The sequence below is a fragment of the Acinetobacter sp. BMW17 genome (genome assembly GCF_001592855.1).
In the GTDB taxonomy this organism is placed as follows: domain Bacteria; phylum Pseudomonadota; class Gammaproteobacteria; order Pseudomonadales; family Moraxellaceae; genus Acinetobacter; species Acinetobacter johnsonii.
The window spans coordinates 112244-129098 of the sequence record NZ_LSOD01000025.1; the positions used below are offsets into that span (position 1 = coordinate 112244).

Genomic DNA, 16855 nt, shown 5'->3' on the forward strand with positions numbered 1-16855 from the left:
TCGTCAGAGCGCACTTATATGTCATCAGGTTTTGAAACCTTAAATTTACATCCTCAACTTAAACGAGCTATTGATGCTTTAGGTTTTAAGGATATGACGCCTATTCAGCAAAAGGTTTTAAAATTCACTTTGGCGGGACACGATGCAATTGGTCGTGCGCAAACAGGGACTGGTAAAACAGCGGCATTTTTGGTGAGCGTGATTAACGACTTGCTGAATAATCCAATTCAAGAGCAGCGCTACCGCGGTGAACCTCGTGCCTTGATTTTAGCACCGACTCGAGAGCTTGCACTGCAAATCGAAAGCGATGCGAAAGAACTCACAAAATTCTCAGATTTACATGTCGTGACGCTTTTAGGCGGCGTTGACTTTGATAAACAAAAAGCACAACTTGATAAAAAACCTGTCGATATTATGGTGGCGACGCCAGGTCGTCTGATTGACTTTGTTGAACAAAAAGAAGTTTGGCTCGACCAGATTGAATTTTTAGTGATTGATGAAGCCGATCGCTTATTAGATATGGGCTTTATTCCTTCAGTCAAACGTATTGTTCGTTTCTCACCGCGTAAGGAACAACGTCAGACTCTGATGTTCTCTGCAACGTTTAGTTACGATGTTTTAAACCTTGCGCAGCAGTGGTTGTTTGAACCTGTAACTGTTGAAATTGAGCCAGAGAAGAAGACCAATGCAGACGTTGAACAACGGGTGTACATGGTCGCAAAGTCTGATAAATATAAATTGCTACAAGACATTCTGCGTGATGAGCCCATTGAAAAAGTGATGATTTTCGCAAATCGTCGCGATCAAGTGCGTAAGCTCTATGACAACTTGAAGCGTGATGGCTATAAAGTGGTGATGCTGTCAGGTGAAATTGCACAAGACAAACGTTTGAAAATGTTAGATCAATTTAAAAATGGTCAACATAACATCATGATTGCAACCGATGTTGCGGGACGTGGTATCCATGTGGATGGTGTATCGCATGTGGTCAATTTCACTTTACCTGAACAGTCGGATGACTATGTGCACCGTATTGGTCGTACAGGTCGTGCTGGTACGCGTGGTGTGAGTATCAGTTTCTTATCTGAAGATGATGCGTTCTATCTACCCGAAATTGAAAAAGCCATTGGGCAAAAACTACCACTGACACGTTTAGAGGGCTATTGCTAATCGTTTGACGTGATTGGTGTAAAAAAACCGCTCAGATGAGCGGTTTTTTTATGGCATCTTTATTTTGCTTTACACGAAAAAGTCAAGATTGTTTGATAGTCACTGTCTTGGTTAATGCCTGAATTTGTACCCGAAATAGAACCCAGTACAGATGCGGCTGCTTGGATCATTTTTCCAGTTTCGTCACTTACAACGCCTTTTAAAGCACCTTGATATTCGGTTTTTTCATCACTCACAATCGCTGTTGCTTTAGAGCCACACGTTTTAGCTGCTGCTTCAATGGCGTTGTTTTTTGCAATCAATGCAGTTTTCCCAATACCTGTAACTTCGTATTGATTGTCAGCTTTTTGGATCGCTAAAGAGTTGCTTGGTGTTGATGCGCAAGCGCTTAGAAGTAGTGTTAGTGCTGCTGCTCCAGCTATAGCGATATTCTTTTTCATTTCATACCCCAGTCATGTTTTATTAAATCATTGTTTATTGGAACATAGCTTGTAGGATGAATCATGTAAGAAATGTATGAAAAATGCAGTCTTATCGAACAGTTTAAAAAGTGCTCGGAATTTTAAAATTAGTTTTGCCGAAACTGAGTATTTCATACTGAAGCGCTAGAGCAAACTTTTCAGAGTGTGCTACTCTAAAACGTATTGTTTAATTTGAAAGATTAAGAGCCTAATGACGGAACTCGCGGTAGATATCGTTCACCAGAATATGCATCAACGTCAATCGATTGGCCATTTGGTCGAGCCTGCTCCCAATGCAGAACAATTAGAGCGGGCATTTCAAGCCGCATTGACTGCGCCAGATCATCATCGTTTAAAGCCGACACGTTTTATCGTAATTGCTGAAGATCAACGTGAGGCATTTGGTGAGTTATTGTCACAAGCCTTGGCTGATTTGGGTGAGACTGAGTCAGCACAGTTAGAGCGTGTTAAAAATCATCCTTTTCGTGCCCCATTACTGGTTTTGGCACTGACTAAATTTCAATCGCATCCGAAAGTCCCTAATTTTGAGCAGACTTTAAGTAGTGGGGCGGCTATTCAGAATTTTATTTTGTCCTTACAAGCTCAAGGTTTTTCGAGCATGTGGCGTAGTGGGGCAGTGGTGGAATCGGTGCATTTCAAACAGGCTTTAGGCCTCAGCGCAGATGATTTGATCTCAGGTATTTTATATATTGGTACGGCATTTAAAGCGATTCCGCCACGTGCCGAAATTCAAACCCAAGATTATGTAAGTTATTGGAATCAATAGTTCCATTTTAGGATATAAAAATAATGTCAGAGTTAAAGTTTTCAGATTTGGTTGAACCTGTAGCAGTAGATCAAAAAACGGCACTTCGTATTACAGTTTTGGGTGGTGGTAGTTTTGGGACGGCCATGGCGAATACCGCGGTTCGTAATGGCTGCGATACCATGATTTGGATTCGTGATGAAGCCGTTGCAGCTGATATCAATGCGACGCACGTAAATAAACGCTATTTGCCCGATTTTAAACTTGAAGATGGTTTACGTGCAGTTTCAAATATAGAAGAGGCTGTTCGTGATCGCGACATTATTTTGGTGGCGATTCCGAGTCATTCTTTCCGTGATGTACTCAAACAAATTAAACCGTTTATTACTTCGCAAGCAGTGGTGTCTTTGACCAAGGGTATTGAAGCGAATACTTTTAGTTTTATGAGTGATATTATTCGCTCAGAGCTACCAGAAGTGCCTTATGGTGTGTTATCTGGGCCAAACTTAGCCAAGGAAATTGTGGCAGGACAACCAGCTGGGACGGTCATTGCAAGCCAGTCTGACTTAGTGCGTTATGCGGTACAACAAGCTTTGCATAGTGCCTTGTTCCGTGTTTTCGCCAGTGATGATGTGCATGGTGTAGAACTCGGCGGTGCGCTTAAAAACATTTATGCGGTTGCGATGGGAATGGCTGCTGCATACAAAGTCGGTGAAAATACCAAGAGTATGATTTTGACTCGTGCTTTGGCGGAAATGAGTCGTTTTGCTGTGAAGTTAGGGGCAAATCCACTGACCTTCTTAGGTTTGTCTGGTGTCGGAGATTTATTCGCAACGTGTAGCAGTCCACTCAGTCGCAACTATCAAGTTGGTTTTGCATTGGGTCAAGGTAAGAGCTTGGAACAGGCAACCACTGAATTGGGGCAAACAGCAGAAGGCATTAACACCATTGTACAAGTCAAAGCACGTTCCGAAGAGCTAGATGTGTATATGCCGATTACCAGTGCGTTATACAGTGTTATTTTTGAAAATGCGCCACCAATGACAATTGCATTATCCTTAATGAAAAATGGACACCGCAGTGATGTGGAGTTTGTTTTGCCGCATCATGAGGTTTAAAGTCACTTAAAAAACGAAATAAAATGAGCGTTTAAGTGGGTAGAATGACTGAATTGTCATAAAAATTAATTAAAATAATCAGGATTTGAATAAGGATTTTTTATGCAACTGACTTTGGTACGTCATGGCGAAGCTGCGCCACCGATCATGGGGAATGACACTAAACGCCCACTCACCGAACGTGGGCATGCACAGGCAGAGCAAACTGCTGACTTTTTAAAGTCACGGATCCAACCTGATGTCTTTGTAGTTAGCCCATTGCTGCGTGCACAAGAAACATTGGCACACGTTAAACAGCATTTTGCGGATGTGCCTGTTGTAATCTGCAATACCATTAAGCCGGATGATGATGCAAAAGCGGCTGTGGAATGGTTATCGCATTTGCCGTATGAATCTATTGTGGTGGTGTGCCATATGAATGTGGTGGCACATATGGCCTCGATTTTGGTGACAGAATCTTTCAATCCTTATGCTTTGGCTGAAGCGCGGATTTATGAGCAAGCAGTTATCGCGGAAGGCTTGTCGACACAAACAAAAGCATTTATACCTAGCATATAAAAAACCAATTAAAACGGCAGAATATAATACATGTTGCAAATTTGGATGCCCGAAGCCGATGGAACATGGCACTGGTCTATAGGGGAAAGATGGCAATCTGCTCATACACTTGAGCAATTGATCCAAGATATACAAGCGCATCATGGTGAGGAAGCAACTGTTTTCTTTCCAAGCCGTGATGTGCAAATTATTCAGCAAAATATGCCTAAGTCCCAATACAAGCAGTTGGGGGCTGAAGGTGTGAAGTATTTACTCGAAGAATATGTATTGAGCTCAATCGAACAGATGAAAGTATTACATCACTTTCAAGCGCCTGAGCAACTCACTGTTTTGGGTATTTCAAAGCATCGTTTAGAGACTTTGCAGCATGCCCTGAGTTTGATTCCTGTGAAGCTGGTCAGTCTATTGCCTGATTTTTTGATTTTGCCTGTACCTGATGCAGAACAGATAATCTTGGGCTATGTTGAAGAGCGACTTCTGTTTCGCTCTAATACTTGGTTGGGTGGATCAATTGATGATCTCTCTGTATTTTTAGATTATCAAGCAGTCAACCAAAAATATAAAATTTGTAACTTTAGTGCTTCGCACATGCATAGCTTAAACGCCAGTGTGACGCAGGAGCAGCTTGAGTCTTTCCATTATGAATGGACGGCATTGCCAAGAGCAAAACAACATCCATGGAATCTTTTGCCGAAGGTGAAAGAGCAACATGTTTCAACGGGCTATTGGAAAGCCTGTATGGCGGTATTGGCTGCATTGATTGTGACCCAACTGACCTACGATGCGACGCGTTGGTATCAAAATAAAAAGCTTGCAGAGCAAGTGGCTGTTCAGGCGGTCGATCAATTTAAATATTGGTTTGGTGTGAATTATCCTGTGAGCGAGCAAACCTTGCGGAGCCAGTTTGAATATCAGCTGAATATGAATAAACAAGCGGATGCTCAAGCTTTGTCTTTATTGAGTCGTGTTGGGCCTGTGCTCATGCAACAGCAAATTGTGGCAAATCATGTGGTGTATGAAGCGAATAGCCTAAATATGCAACTTAAAGCCAACTCGGCAGAGGCTTTACAGACACTCACTCAGCAGCTTAATCAACAGGGTTTTCAGGTTGAATTAGGCAATATTCAGCCGACCACGGGTGGGGCAATTGGAATGGTGAAAATACAATAATGAAAGCCATGCAAAATTTACAAACTGTTTTGGATCAGCGTTTAGAGCTGATCAGTACTTATTTTGATCGCCTTACACCGCGCGACCGTGTATTAGCCATCTTCTTGCTCATTTTCGTATTGGTGAGCTCGATAGGGGCTGCACTTTGGTATACCCATGCTGCGGCAGAGAAACAGCAAAAACGCGTGAACCAGCTCAAAGAAACCATGACATGGATGCAGAGCAATGCAGTCACCATGAAATCGAGCTCAGATGGTCAACTAACCCCGATGGAACAGATCCAGCGTATTGCACAGCAGCAAGGCTTGTCGGTTGCTTCGCAGCAGAATGCTGAACAAATTCAGTTGGTAGTAAGCCATGCCAACTATGTAGTGTTAGCCAACTTTTTGACCCAACTAACGCAAAATGGTTTGAGTATTGAAAAAATGGAGTTGGTCTCAGACGCAGGGCAGATTAAATTATCGGCGAGCGTGAAATAATCGCTAAAAATAAAGCCAGACGAAGCATGGTGTTTTAGCGAGGCTATGCCTATAATATGGCGACTTAAAAAGCAGTAGACTTTTACAGATATGTTGTATTCTCTTGCCCGCCCTTTGTTGTTTACTTTAGCACCAGAGCGTGCACATGAGCTAACACTATCGCTATTGAAATCCACGCATAAGCTAGGCTTAATGCGTCAAAATATAGCGGCTAAACCGGTGACATGTATGGGCATCGAGTTCCCCAATCCTGTAGGTTTGGCTGCTGGTCTGGATAAAAATGGTGCTTATATTGATGCACTGGCAGGTCTAGGGTTTGGTTTTATTGAAATTGGAACCATTACTCCACGTCCACAGCAAGGCAATCCTCTACCGCGTTTATTCCGTATTCCACAAGCTAAAGCCATTATTAACCGTATGGGTTTTAACAACGCTGGTGTGGATCAACTGATTGAAAATGTCAAAGCGGCAAAATTTAAAGGTATTTTAGGGATTAATATCGGCAAAAATGCGGATACCCCAGTCGAAAAAGCAGTAGATGACTATCTCATTTGTTTAGAAAAAGTCTATAACTATGCGTCTTATATTACCGTCAACATTTCTTCTCCAAATACTAAAAACCTGCGTAGTTTGCAAAGTGGTGATGCTTTAACCGAGCTACTAGAGACGCTGAAAAAACGTCAGTTAGAGTTGGCTGAAGAGCAGCAGCACTATGTACCCTTGGTGCTGAAAGTTGCGCCAGATTTGGAAGCGGAAGATATTCAATTTATTGCGAAACAACTGCTTCAGTTTAAAATTGATGGGTTAATTGTGACCAATACGACTTTGTCTCGTGAAGGGGTAGAAAACTTACCTTTTGGTGATGAAGCGGGTGGTTTATCTGGTGCGCCTGTGTTTGAGAAAAGTACAGCGTGTTTAAAAGCCTTTGCTGAGGTTTTAAAAGGTCAGATTCCTTTGATTGGTGTGGGTGGGATTTTGTCGGGTGAGCAGGCGCTTGCAAAACAAAATGCAGGGGCAAACCTTGTACAAGTTTATAGTGGCCTCATCTATACAGGACCAACCTTAATTCAAGACTGCGTTTCTGCAATGAAAACAACATGAATGCCATTGATATCTTCATATTGATTGTATTGCTCATTGGAGGGCTCAACGGTTTGCGTCAAGGATTTGTTAAAGCCTTTGCGAACTTGATAGGATGGATTTTAGCGCTGATTGTTGGTGCTAAGTTTGCAAGCGTCCTAGCACCTTCGATGGTCTCACTCAGTGAAGATCCAGTGGTTCAAAAAATTGCAGCTTTTGCATTTATTGTATTGGTTATTGTGGTTTTGACGTGGATTGTCACGGCATTACTGAATAACATATTGAAGAGTTTAAAACTCGGGCCTTTGAATCGATTAGCCGGCGGTGCTTTTGGTTCATTAAAAGGGTTGTTAATTGTTCTGATTACGATGCAAGGTGTGGGTTCTTGGGTTGAAAGCTCTCCATATTGGAGACAATCCAAATTTGTCCAAACACTTTTGCCTTACGCGCCTTGGGCGATGGAGCTTTCTAAAGAGGCTGCAAGCGAGGCGATGTCACATATCAAGTCTAAAGATACACATGTATCTTCAGATTCTTCACCGAAAATTTCCTCGAAAAATGCTGAGGGACAGGGTGAGTCAACAAATAATCCTTTTTATTAATCCTAGCTTGTCTGCGAGGTTGCTATGTGTGGAGTAGTTGGTATAGCTGGTAAATCAGCTGTTAACCAAATGTTGTTTGATGCATTAACGATGTTACAACATCGTGGGCAAGATGCAGCTGGGATAGTAACCTGCCACGAAGGTCGTTTATTCTTACGTAAAGACAATGGTATGGTTCGTGATGTGTTCCACACTCGCCATATGCGTGCATTACAAGGTAATTACGGTATTGGGCATGTGCGTTATCCTACGGCGGGTTCATCGAGCAGCGCTGAAGCGCAGCCCTTCTATGTGAACTCACCTTACGGGATCACGTTAGCGCATAATGGTAATTTAACCAATGCTGAAGAAATTCATGACGACCTGTTTAAAACAGACTTACGTCATATGAATACGGATTCAGACTCAGAAGTACTGTTAAACGTGTTTGCGCATGAGTTGCAAAAACGCGGCAAATTGATGCCTACAGCAGACGACATTTTTCATGTGGTTAGTAAAGTACATGAGCGCTGTAAAGGTGGTTATGCTGTAGTTGCAATGCTTACTGGGCATGGCTTAGTGGGCTTCCGTGATCCAAATGGTATTCGTCCACTGATTTACGGTTCGCGTGAAACTGATGCTGGTATGGAATATATCATTGCATCTGAGTCTGTCGCTATTACGGCACTTGGCTTTAAAGTTGAGCGTGATATTGCGCCGGGTGAAGCGATCTTTATCGACTCACAAGGGCAGATGTTTACCAAGCAGTGTGCTGAAGCGCCTGAATACCGCCCATGTATTTTTGAATATGTTTACTTTGCGCGTCCAGATGCGATTATTGATGGCATTTCAGTCTACAAAGCACGCTTAAAAATGGGCGAAAAACTTGCTCAAAAAATCTTGACGGAGTGGAGTGAGGAGCACGATATCGATGTCGTGATTCCAATTCCAGATACCTCGCGTACCTCTGCACTTGAACTTGCAAATATGTTGGGCGTGAAGTTCCGTGAAGGCTTTATGAAGAACCGCTACATTGGCCGTACCTTCATTATGCCGGGTCAGCAATTGCGTAAAAAATCAGTACGTCAAAAGTTGAACCCTGTTGAACTTGAGTTCCAAGGTAAAAATGTACTTTTGGTGGATGACTCGATTGTACGTGGTACTACGTGTAATGAAATTATCCAAATGGCACGTGATGCGGGTGCGAAAAAAGTCTTCTTTGCTTCTGCTGCGCCGATGGTGAAATATCCAAATGTGTATGGCATTGATATGCCAGCAAAAGAAGAGCTGATTGCATCTGAGCGTACAGTTGAAGAAATTCGTGAAATTATTGGTGCAGATCGTCTAATTTTCCAAGATTTGGAAGACTTAAAAGCAGCTGTGCGTACCAGCAAAGTGCCAGATTTACAAGAGTTTGATTGCTCGGTATTTGATGGTCAATATGTTGCTGGTGGTATCGATGAAGCTTATTTAGATGAATTACAGGCGAAACGTCGTGAAACATCGAAAAAGAAAGACAGCTATATTGATGTCAATATTGATGCAGCTTCCGTTGATTTGACGGGTGTGAAAGAAGTCTAATTGATTTAGATTTGAGAAAAGCGGGAGTTTCCCGCTTTTTTCATTTATGATGGATTGATTCAAACAATGTAAGAAAAGGGATTTACATTGAAGGGTGTAAGCTATTCAATCATAAAGAATAAAAACATGTTGTGGTCTGCAAGTATCTGCTTGCTTGCGGTGCTTTTGTCGCTATTTATTTTAAATACTGTGGCTGGACTGCTGGTTTTTTATTTTGATTCGAGTCAAAGCATTTTTTGGCATAGCTTGAGTATTTATATCATTGGTTTGTTGCTCTTGGTGATGAGTTATTCCGTGGTATATGAGCTGTATGTGTTCCGTTCAGGCGGACACAGTCTGGCCAAGCAACTGCGTGCACGACGTTTAAGTTTGATTGAAAGTACACCAGAAGAAAGTATTGCGCTGAAAATTACAGAAAAACTAGCTGATACTTTTTTAATTGAAACACCTGCTGTGTATGTTTTGCCCGATGAAGTGGGGGTAAATGCTTTAACCGCTGGTTTTGATCCCAAAGATATTGCGATTATTTTAACGTGGGGCGCCCTGCAAAACCTCGATGAACTTGAGCTGACGGGGTTATTGAATCATGAGTTTAATCAAATTTTATCTGGTGAGACTGCTGAAAATACACGGCTAAAAATTTTATATAGTGCCCTCACCACCTTCAGTCAGTGGGGCAGTAAAATTGCTAAATTGGGTTTTTCAACTCATCATAAAAAGTCGCAAAGTTTTGAAACCACTTTTGTCGCAACAGGTGGTGTGATTTGGCTGATTGGTAGTTTGGGGGTGCTGGTTACCCGCTGTATTAAGTTTCTGACGTTGGGAGGGCGTACTTTAAAAAATGATATGAAAACACGTCGCCTGATGCAAAATGATGCCAATATTCAAACCTTGATGCGTATCTATGTGCATCACGCAGGTTCACAAATTCACAGTGAATACTCTGAGTCGATAGCACACATGTGTTTTGCCAACTCATTAAGTGCGCAAAGTTGGATGAATATTCATCCAAGCATTGAAGAGCGGATTTATGAAATGAATCCGAATTTGGTTCAAGACATACAGTTAGAAAACCTAGAAAAACTGCGCAACCGTCCGTTATTTGGTTTGTTTCGTTCCTTAGAAGAGCAGTACGCGGATTTTCAAGCCCCTTGGACTTCACCGCAGCCTTTGCCCTTATTACGACTGTCTCCGATTAGTTTTGCCATTAAAGATGCGATTAAACCGCTTAACCCTGAAGTACGTGAGCATATTGAACGTCCAGAGCTAATTCAGCGTGCTTTACAGACCGCAACAGGTTCACGCGAGCTGATGGTCGCGATTTTGATGATTCGCCAATTCCGTGAGTTTATTCCTGCTGAGGCTGAATTCAGCCGTGCCATTGTGGATTCACTATTAAATCTAGATGGTCGTGTTCATATTTCAATTTTCCATGAGGCATGCCGAAATATTGGTGGCATGCCAGCGACAATTGCACGTCAGTTTTTATTAAAGTTGGCGAGGATTATTCAAGAAGACGGTGAAATTGGACTGTTGGATGCGCTGTTGCTCGAACGAGTCAAGTTTGAGCTAAATTTGTTGCCTGTACATACACCTGCGGCCCTAGATGAAGTTAAGCCGCAGATTGTGCGTTTAATTGATGCCTTGTTACATGTGCAACAAATCAATAGTGAAACACAGCTGGAAGTACGAGAGAAAATCTTGCGTCGAGTTTTAACTGTGCAAGAGTTAGAGCAGTATGCGGAAATTTCAGATGAGCCGATTGATTTGGCCGAAATTTTAAATGATATGGCTGGGCTGCTGCTGCGGGATCGTTTGAGTATTTTGGGGGTGGCTGAAATTTGTCTATGGAATGACCGCATTATTACTCAAGATGAGCAGGATGTTTTGGAGTTGCTCTATTGGCGTCTCGGTTTTGACAGTGAGGAGATCGTTGAGCAAATGCAAAAGAAGAATCGCTTGATGATTGTTTAATTGAGGGTTTAATGCGTTCTTAGTATTTGCATACTGTCTATGCGAATATAATGTGAAAAGAACAGCATCTCTAGGCATTTCTCGATAGAATATGCACTGAATTAAGTGTGAAGGTATAAGATGATCGGGCATCAGCGTGAGGTTTTGGCGAGTTTAGGAATTGATTTGTGGGTTCCTGATTTTTTGCCGTCTCAACAAAATGTAGCCACATCGATCTGGCGAGATCAAAACGCGACTGAGATTATTTCTGAAATTGTGCGACCTCAGTCTCAGCCCGAAGCCAAAAGCATTCCTGAACATCCACCTGTAAAGAATAAGCTTCCACATCCGGCGCCTCTTGCTGAAATTGCAACACAACCGATTGAACAAGAAACTGTTACAGCATTAAAAGAAGAGATTGTCCGAGAGGCCATCCATGTTGAGGCTTTTCAGTTGCAAGCTGTTGCCTTGGAGCACTGCGCCTTGGTCATTGAAGCGACACAATTGAGCGTGGAGCAGCAGCAGCTGTGGCAAAATATTGTGCAAGCCTTACCAGCGCAAAAGTATGCGCTGACTTGGCCTTTTCCTTTGTTGAACTTACAAGATGGGCGCGGTGTCCAGAGTTATATTCAAGGTTTCTTTGATGGTTTAAGTCAGGGTAAAACTGTTATTGCATTGGGCTCTATACCAAATGCTAATGGTATAAAAGTCACACAAGCAGCAAGCTTACAAGAAATGCTTGATCAGCCATTACTTAAAAAAGCCCTGTGGCACATGATGCGAGCAAAACAACAAAATATGGAATAGGTATGAAGCAGAAAGTCGTTGTTTTTAGTCAAATAGATGCAGAAGTATTACAGCGCCTACAGCAGCGTTATCATGTGGTGGTCATCAATCCGAAAGTAGGTGATGTAAATATGCAAATCCGTGAGCAAGTTGCAGATGCGGATGCCATGATTGGTGCAGGGCGTTTACTGAATCAAAACAACCTAGAAACGGCGAAACAGCTCAAAATTATATCTAGTGTTAGTGTTGGCTATGACAACTATGATCTGAACTACTTAAACCAAGCAAAAATTTGGCTCAGCCACACCCCTCATGTGCTGACTGAAACGACTGCCGATTTGGGCTTTACGTTGTTGATGAGTGCGGCGCGTCAAGTGCCTTATTTGGATCAATGGACCAAAACAGGTCAGTGGTCGCGTACTGTCGGGCAGGCACAATTTGGTCAGGAAATTTTTGGTCAAACATTGGGTATTATTGGCTTAGGAAATATTGGTACGGCAATTGCGCGACGTGGTTTTCATGGTTTCAATATGAATATTTTGTATCACGGGCGCCGAGAAAAATTAGAATTGGCACAACCGTTAAATGCACGTTTTTGTGAATTAGATGAGCTACTGGAGCAATCGGACTTCATTGTTGTGGCGGTTGATCTGAATGCGCACACGCAGCATTTGATTGATGCAGAAGCTTTTAAGAAAATGCAATCTCATGCCGTCTTTGTAAATATTTCGCGTGGTGCCGTAGTGGATGAGCAGGCACTCATTCAGGCCTTGGAGCAAAAGCAAATTTTTGCAGCTGGGTTGGATGTTTATGAAAAAGAACCCTTGCAAGATTCAGCACTGTTCCAGCTGCATAATGTGGTAACGCTGCCGCATATTGGTTCTGCAACCTCCGTAACACGTAAAAAAATGGCAGAGTTGGCTTACCAAAATTTGGTGAAAGCGTTGGAGGGTGGTCAGCCTCAATATGTGGTGAATCCTGAATTTAGATAAAAATTTGATAACACTTCATTGCATTTTCATTCAATTATCAATGTTATAGTCATTCGATTCCTTTAAATAAAGTCGGGGTGAGGGTTGAAGCGTTTTCTGTGTGCGTGCAGTTTAAGTCTTATTTCGACTGTTGGTTTTGCAGAAGGTCAATTTCTTACGAATGCCCCACAGTTCAATGTGCCTGAGATTGGTTCAGGTATAGGTTTTATTGATCAATATAATGAACGCTATATTGGTGAAAAAGTTTATCGTGAAGTACAGCGTCAGCTACCTGTTACGCAAAATCCGTGGCTAGAAGATCAACTGATGAATGCTTTTTCAAGCATTTTGAGTCAAACCCAACTTGGTCAACCGATTGGTCTGGTGGTCATTAATGACCCGCAAATTAATGCCTTTGCAGTCCCAGGTGGTTTGTTTGCATTAAATGCTGGTTTGATTACCAATGCCAATAATATGGATGAAGTTGCCGGCGTAATGGCGCACGAAATTGCGCACGTCACACAGCGCCACTACAGTCGTTCGCAAGAGGCGTTTAAGGGGCAGAGGTTACTCGCGCTGGCTGGGATTTTGGTTGGTGCTTTGGTTGCGTCTCAAGCCGATGGTGATGTCGGTTCGGCAGTCATGGTCGGTACGCAAGCTGCACTCATGGACAAGCAGCTGTCTTATAGTCGTAACCAGGAGCGTGAAGCTGACCGTATAGGGATGCAGTACATGTATAGCGCTGGTTACAATCCACAAAGTATGGCTGATTTTTTTGAAGTGATGCACCGTGCAACCAGTCGAGTGAGTTTTTTACCCGACTTTTGGTTCACACACCCACTCACGACTGAGCGAATGAGTGAAGCGAGACTTAGAGCGAATCAGTTGCCTAAAGTGAAATCTACTTGGCGTGATGAAGACTTTGAGATCTTGAAGCTGTATACCATTGTGATCTCGAATCAGGCGACAGAACAGCAACTACAGATGCTGGTGAGTCGTAACAGTTATGCGGCACAACTGGCTTTGGCTAGTTTTTACCTCAAACAAGGTGACTATAAACTTGCTCAACAAGTGTTAGATCAGGCCAAGTCACATCAGAAATTACATAACCTACAAACGCTGATTCAAACTGATATTTTGCTTGGACAAAATCGGGTGAATGAGGCTTTAGCAGTGATTCAATCACCTGCGAGCATCATGCCTGAAAATCGGGCTTTAAATTATAAATTGGCTGAAGTTTACATTCGTCAGAATCGACCTGAGCTTGCGCAGCCTGTACTCAATCGGTTTTTGAAAAATAATCCGCGTGATGTGAATGCGTGGAGACTGATGCAACAAGCCGCGAGTTTGGATAAAAAGTCGCCAATCCATACCATTAATGTTTTGCGCTATCGGGCTGAAGTGCAGTTTTGGTCAGGCTTTGAAGAAGAGGCGATTAAATCTTTGTTACATGCCCAGCGTTTAGCGAAAGATAATGAAGCGATGTCAGCGACTATTAAAACGCGTTTAACCCAAATGCAAAAGGATCGACAATTTAGAGCTTAGAAAAGTGGTATTGCAAATAGAGGGATAAAACAGAGATGAGTCAGGAATTGTTTTAAAGCTGAGAATGAATAGATAAAATAATAATTTTTATAGAAACTAAAACTTTGAACTGCCTTTTTTAAGGTCAGTTCAACGTAATCGATTTAAAGATTTTTAAATTAAGCCAGTTTTGCTTTAATTTTTGCTGAAACTTGAGAAGGATCGGCGCGCCCGGCTATGAGCGGACGCAGAGAATTCATCACCTTACCCATATCTTTCATGCTAGTAGCTTCTTGCGCTGCAATCGTTTGCGCAATCATGGAATCAAGTTCTTCCTCAGTCATAGCTTCTGGTAGAAATTGAGATAAAACCTCAAGTTCGGCTTGTTCCTTACTAGCTAAATCTTCTCGACCAGCGCCTTCAAAGGCTTTGATCGATTCTTTACGTTGTTTAATTTGTTTTTCAATGACCGCAAGAACTTGAGCGTCGTCAAGTTCTTTGCGCTCATCGACTTCGATTTGCTTAATTGCCGCCTGTAGACCACGAATTACCGTTAACTTATCCATTTCTTTAGCACGCATAGTGGCTTTCAAAACTTCAGTTATTTGGCTTTTTAAAGTAGTCATTATTTAGTCCAGGCAGTCAATCACAAATTAATCTTAGTAAAGGCGAGTAGTACGTACTGATTCACGCGCCAATTTCTTTTGGTAGCGTTTAACAGCAGCAGCTTTTTTGCGCTTACGTTCTTGAGTTGGTTTCTCGTAGAATTCGCGCTTACGAACGTCAGCTAAAACGCCCGCTTTTTCGCATGAACGTTTGAAACGACGGATAGCTACGTCTACTGGTTCGCCTTCTTTCAATTTAACTTGTGGCATGAAGAATCCTCATTAAGTTATGGATAAGATCTGGGCGATATTGCCCTGATCACAAGTGAAGGTCAGTATTTTACTCATTTACATCTCATACCACAAGTCTATAATGGTTCACGCAATAGATTTGATACAGGTTATAGGCAGTTTAATGATCGTTTTAGGCTTAGAAACATCTTGTGATGAAACAGGACTTGCCCTTTATGACAGCGAGTCGGGTTTACGTGGGCAAGTGCTGTACAGCCAAATTAAACTGCATGCAGAGTATGGTGGTGTGGTACCAGAGTTGGCATCGCGTGACCATGTGCGTAAGCTGATTCCATTGATGAATCAACTGCTTGAAGAAAGTGGTGTAAAAAAATCTGAAATTGAAGCCGTGGCATATACGCGTGGCCCAGGTTTGATGGGCGCGTTGATGACAGGAGCGCTGTTTGGTCGAACTTTGGCCTTTGCTTTAAATAAACCTGCAATTGGTGTGCATCATATGGAAGGGCATATGCTGGCACCACTTTTATCGGAAACGCCGCCAGAATTTCCTTTTGTAGCACTTTTGGTCTCAGGCGGACATTCTCAACTGATGGCTGCCTATGGGATTGGACAGTATGAATTGTTGGGGGAGTCGATTGATGATGCTGCAGGTGAAGCCTTTGATAAGGTTGCGAAAATGATGGGATTACCGTATCCAGGTGGCCCAAATATTTCAAAACTGGCTGAGCAAGGTGATCCGAATGCTTTTGCTTTTCCACGTCCAATGCTGCATCAAGGTTTGGAGTTTTCATTTAGTGGTTTAAAAACAGCCGTATCTGTGCAAATGAAAAAATTAGGTGACGAAAACCGTGATGCGGATATTGCAGCGAGTTTCCAAGAAGCCATCGTGGATACCTTAGTTAAAAAATCTGTGAAAGCGTTGAAGCAAACAGGTTTGAAACGTTTAGTGATCGCAGGTGGTGTCAGTGCCAATAAACGTTTGCGTGAACGTTTGGAAGCAGATTTAACCAAGATTCGTGCTCAGGTCTACTATGCCGAACCTGCACTTTGCACGGACAATGGCGCTATGATTGCTTTTGCTGGTTATCAGCGCTTAAAAGCAGGGCAGCAAGATGGTTTAGCTGTAACGACAACACCACGCTGGCCAATGACTGAGTTGACCAATCCCAGTGAAGTATAAGGCTTTCATTTGATAAGCTTAAAGCCCGACTGAATGTTGGGCTTTTTTACATTTAGGTCTTTACCAAAGGACTTTTAAAAATACTCTGCTTAGACTTTAAGAATATTTTTTGACTCACTTAAATGTAGCTTAGCATCAAGTTAAAAGTATTTACCCATAGGTTTATCCATAGAAATTGGGGATAAGTATGCCTAGCGTGGTTTTTGATTGATCTCAAAAGATTAAGACTTTGAGTATTTTGACTTCAATTGAAATTCTATTTTATATGGTTTTAAGGTATTGATTAATGTTAATAGTTTCTATTTTTCTTAAGTTTTTATTGCTATACGAGGATAAAACTCAAAGCCACGAAGGCTAATTACAACACGTAATATGATTTAGCTTCCTGAGCTCAAGGATATTCTTTAGTTTATATGAAAGGCAGATGTAGATTTCATTAAAAATATCTTGGTCGTATAAATCACAAAGCTATGACGGTCTGTCTTAGGAACTTTCATTACAACAATGGAAGTACATAATTAGAAGAAAATTGGGCGGTGTTTCAAAAAGTATGCTGAAAAAAACAATATGGCTTTTGATAAAATAGAGGTATGAAAATAACGCTACAAATCAAATGTCCT

The 16855-nt window shown here is 42.1% G+C and carries 17 protein-coding genes; 14 read left to right on the forward strand and 3 right to left on the reverse strand.

The genetic code is table 11. The features are described from left to right. Nucleotides 1-18: 18 nt before the first annotated feature. Nucleotides 19-1170 (forward strand): ATP-dependent RNA helicase RhlB, encoded by a 1152-nt coding sequence (gene rhlB / locus AXW61_RS07560; RefSeq protein WP_005400612.1) that lies wholly within the window; start codon nt 19-21, stop codon nt 1168-1170. A 59-nt stretch (nt 1171-1229) separates the two neighbouring features. On the opposite strand, the gene AXW61_RS07565 is transcribed toward rhlB, so the two are convergent. Further along, on the reverse strand, nt 1230-1610 hold the full coding sequence (locus AXW61_RS07565; RefSeq protein WP_004982234.1) for a hypothetical protein: 381 nt from the start codon (nt 1608-1610) through the stop codon (nt 1230-1232). Nucleotides 1611-1842: 232 nt separating this feature from the next. On the opposite strand from AXW61_RS07565, the gene AXW61_RS07570 reads away from it, so the two are divergent. From AXW61_RS07570 to AXW61_RS07625, 12 genes are all read left to right on the forward strand, one after another. Beyond that, a complete protein-coding gene (locus AXW61_RS07570) occupies nt 1843-2418 on the forward strand; it encodes a nitroreductase (protein ID WP_004696258.1) in 576 nt (191 codons plus the stop codon). A 23-nt stretch (nt 2419-2441) separates the two neighbouring features. Beyond that, nucleotides 2442-3515, forward strand: a complete 1074-nt coding sequence (locus AXW61_RS07575; protein ID WP_004982230.1) for an NAD(P)H-dependent glycerol-3-phosphate dehydrogenase — start codon at nt 2442-2444, stop codon at nt 3513-3515. Nucleotides 3516-3617: 102 nt separating this feature from the next. Next, on the forward strand, nt 3618-4073 hold the full coding sequence (sixA, locus tag AXW61_RS07580; RefSeq protein WP_062033857.1) for a phosphohistidine phosphatase SixA: 456 nt from the start codon (nt 3618-3620) through the stop codon (nt 4071-4073). 30 nt (nt 4074-4103) lie between these two features. Beyond that, nucleotides 4104-5243 (forward strand): type II secretion system protein GspL, encoded by a 1140-nt coding sequence (gene gspL, locus AXW61_RS07585; RefSeq protein ID WP_062033859.1) that lies wholly within the window; start codon nt 4104-4106, stop codon nt 5241-5243. After that, complete coding sequence (gspM, locus tag AXW61_RS07590; RefSeq protein WP_062033862.1) at nt 5243-5722, forward strand: type II secretion system protein GspM; 480 nt, start codon at nt 5243-5245, stop codon at nt 5720-5722. The genes gspL and gspM overlap by 1 nt, the downstream gene beginning before the upstream one ends. A 90-nt stretch (nt 5723-5812) precedes the next feature. After that, a complete protein-coding gene (locus AXW61_RS07595) occupies nt 5813-6823 on the forward strand; it encodes a quinone-dependent dihydroorotate dehydrogenase (protein ID WP_062033865.1) in 1011 nt (336 codons plus the stop codon). Continuing rightward, entirely contained in the window at nt 6820-7404 is a 585-nt protein-coding gene (locus tag AXW61_RS07600; RefSeq protein ID WP_004696270.1) for a CvpA family protein, read from the forward strand. The genes AXW61_RS07595 and AXW61_RS07600 overlap by 4 nt, the downstream gene beginning before the upstream one ends. Nucleotides 7405-7428: 24 nt before the next feature. Next, a complete protein-coding gene (gene purF / locus AXW61_RS07605) occupies nt 7429-8964 on the forward strand; it encodes an amidophosphoribosyltransferase (protein WP_062033868.1) in 1536 nt (511 codons plus the stop codon). An 87-nt stretch (nt 8965-9051) separates the two neighbouring features. Further along, nucleotides 9052-10938, forward strand: coding sequence for a M48 family metalloprotease (locus AXW61_RS07610; protein WP_205630085.1), 1887 nt, complete (start codon nt 9052-9054; stop codon nt 10936-10938). A gap of 120 nt (nt 10939-11058) precedes the next feature. Beyond that, complete coding sequence (locus AXW61_RS07615) at nt 11059-11724, forward strand: hypothetical protein (protein WP_062033874.1); 666 nt, start codon at nt 11059-11061, stop codon at nt 11722-11724. A 2-nt stretch (nt 11725-11726) separates the two neighbouring features. Beyond that, nucleotides 11727-12695: a D-glycerate dehydrogenase gene (locus AXW61_RS07620; protein WP_062033877.1), complete on the forward strand. Its 969-nt coding sequence runs from the start codon at nt 11727-11729 to the stop codon at nt 12693-12695. An 84-nt stretch (nt 12696-12779) separates the two neighbouring features. Continuing rightward, complete coding sequence (locus AXW61_RS07625) at nt 12780-14219, forward strand: M48 family metalloprotease (RefSeq protein ID WP_062033879.1); 1440 nt, start codon at nt 12780-12782, stop codon at nt 14217-14219. A gap of 158 nt (nt 14220-14377) precedes the next feature. Here AXW61_RS07625 and AXW61_RS07630 read toward each other — a convergent pair whose 3' ends face one another. Further along, nucleotides 14378-14824: a GatB/YqeY domain-containing protein gene (locus AXW61_RS07630; RefSeq protein ID WP_004982206.1), complete on the reverse strand. Its 447-nt coding sequence runs from the start codon at nt 14822-14824 to the stop codon at nt 14378-14380. A 33-nt stretch (nt 14825-14857) separates the two neighbouring features. Beyond that, nucleotides 14858-15073 carry a 30S ribosomal protein S21 gene (gene rpsU / locus AXW61_RS07635; protein WP_001136722.1) on the reverse strand — a complete coding sequence of 72 codons (216 nt, stop codon included), beginning with the start codon at nt 15071-15073 and terminating at the stop codon, nt 14858-14860. 145 nt (nt 15074-15218) lie between these two features. Here rpsU and tsaD point away from each other — a divergent pair, with 145 nt between their 5' ends. Then, nucleotides 15219-16235, forward strand: a complete 1017-nt coding sequence (tsaD, locus tag AXW61_RS07640) for a tRNA (adenosine(37)-N6)-threonylcarbamoyltransferase complex transferase subunit TsaD (RefSeq protein ID WP_062033881.1) — start codon at nt 15219-15221, stop codon at nt 16233-16235. Nucleotides 16236-16855 lie beyond the last annotated feature (620 nt).

Excerpts from the sequence above, each read along its gene's own strand:
- AXW61_RS07595 (WP_062033865.1), top strand. The coding sequence starts at position 5,813 with ATGTTGTATTCTCTTGCCCGCCCTTTGTTGTTTACTTTAGCACCAGAG.
- AXW61_RS07600 (WP_004696270.1), top strand. The coding sequence starts at position 6,820 with ATGAATGCCATTGATATCTTCATATTGATTGTATTGCTCATTGGAGGG.
- AXW61_RS07570 (WP_004696258.1), top strand. The coding sequence starts at position 1,843 with ATGACGGAACTCGCGGTAGATATCGTTCACCAGAATATGCATCAACGT.
- sixA (WP_062033857.1), top strand. The coding sequence starts at position 3,618 with ATGCAACTGACTTTGGTACGTCATGGCGAAGCTGCGCCACCGATCATG.
- gspL (WP_062033859.1), top strand. The coding sequence starts at position 4,104 with ATGTTGCAAATTTGGATGCCCGAAGCCGATGGAACATGGCACTGGTCT.
- purF (WP_062033868.1), top strand. The coding sequence starts at position 7,429 with ATGTGTGGAGTAGTTGGTATAGCTGGTAAATCAGCTGTTAACCAAATG.
- tsaD (WP_062033881.1), top strand. The coding sequence starts at position 15,219 with ATGATCGTTTTAGGCTTAGAAACATCTTGTGATGAAACAGGACTTGCC.
- AXW61_RS07565 (WP_004982234.1), bottom strand. The coding sequence starts at position 1,610 with ATGAAAAAGAATATCGCTATAGCTGGAGCAGCAGCACTAACACTACTT.
- gspM (WP_062033862.1), top strand. The coding sequence starts at position 5,243 with ATGAAAGCCATGCAAAATTTACAAACTGTTTTGGATCAGCGTTTAGAG.
- AXW61_RS07575 (WP_004982230.1), top strand. The coding sequence starts at position 2,442 with ATGTCAGAGTTAAAGTTTTCAGATTTGGTTGAACCTGTAGCAGTAGAT.
- rpsU (WP_001136722.1), bottom strand. The coding sequence starts at position 15,073 with ATGCCACAAGTTAAATTGAAAGAAGGCGAACCAGTAGACGTAGCTATC.
- AXW61_RS07630 (WP_004982206.1), bottom strand. The coding sequence starts at position 14,824 with ATGACTACTTTAAAAAGCCAAATAACTGAAGTTTTGAAAGCCACTATG.
- AXW61_RS07620 (WP_062033877.1), top strand. The coding sequence starts at position 11,727 with ATGAAGCAGAAAGTCGTTGTTTTTAGTCAAATAGATGCAGAAGTATTA.
- rhlB (WP_005400612.1), top strand. The coding sequence starts at position 19 with ATGTCATCAGGTTTTGAAACCTTAAATTTACATCCTCAACTTAAACGA.
- AXW61_RS07615 (WP_062033874.1), top strand. The coding sequence starts at position 11,059 with ATGATCGGGCATCAGCGTGAGGTTTTGGCGAGTTTAGGAATTGATTTG.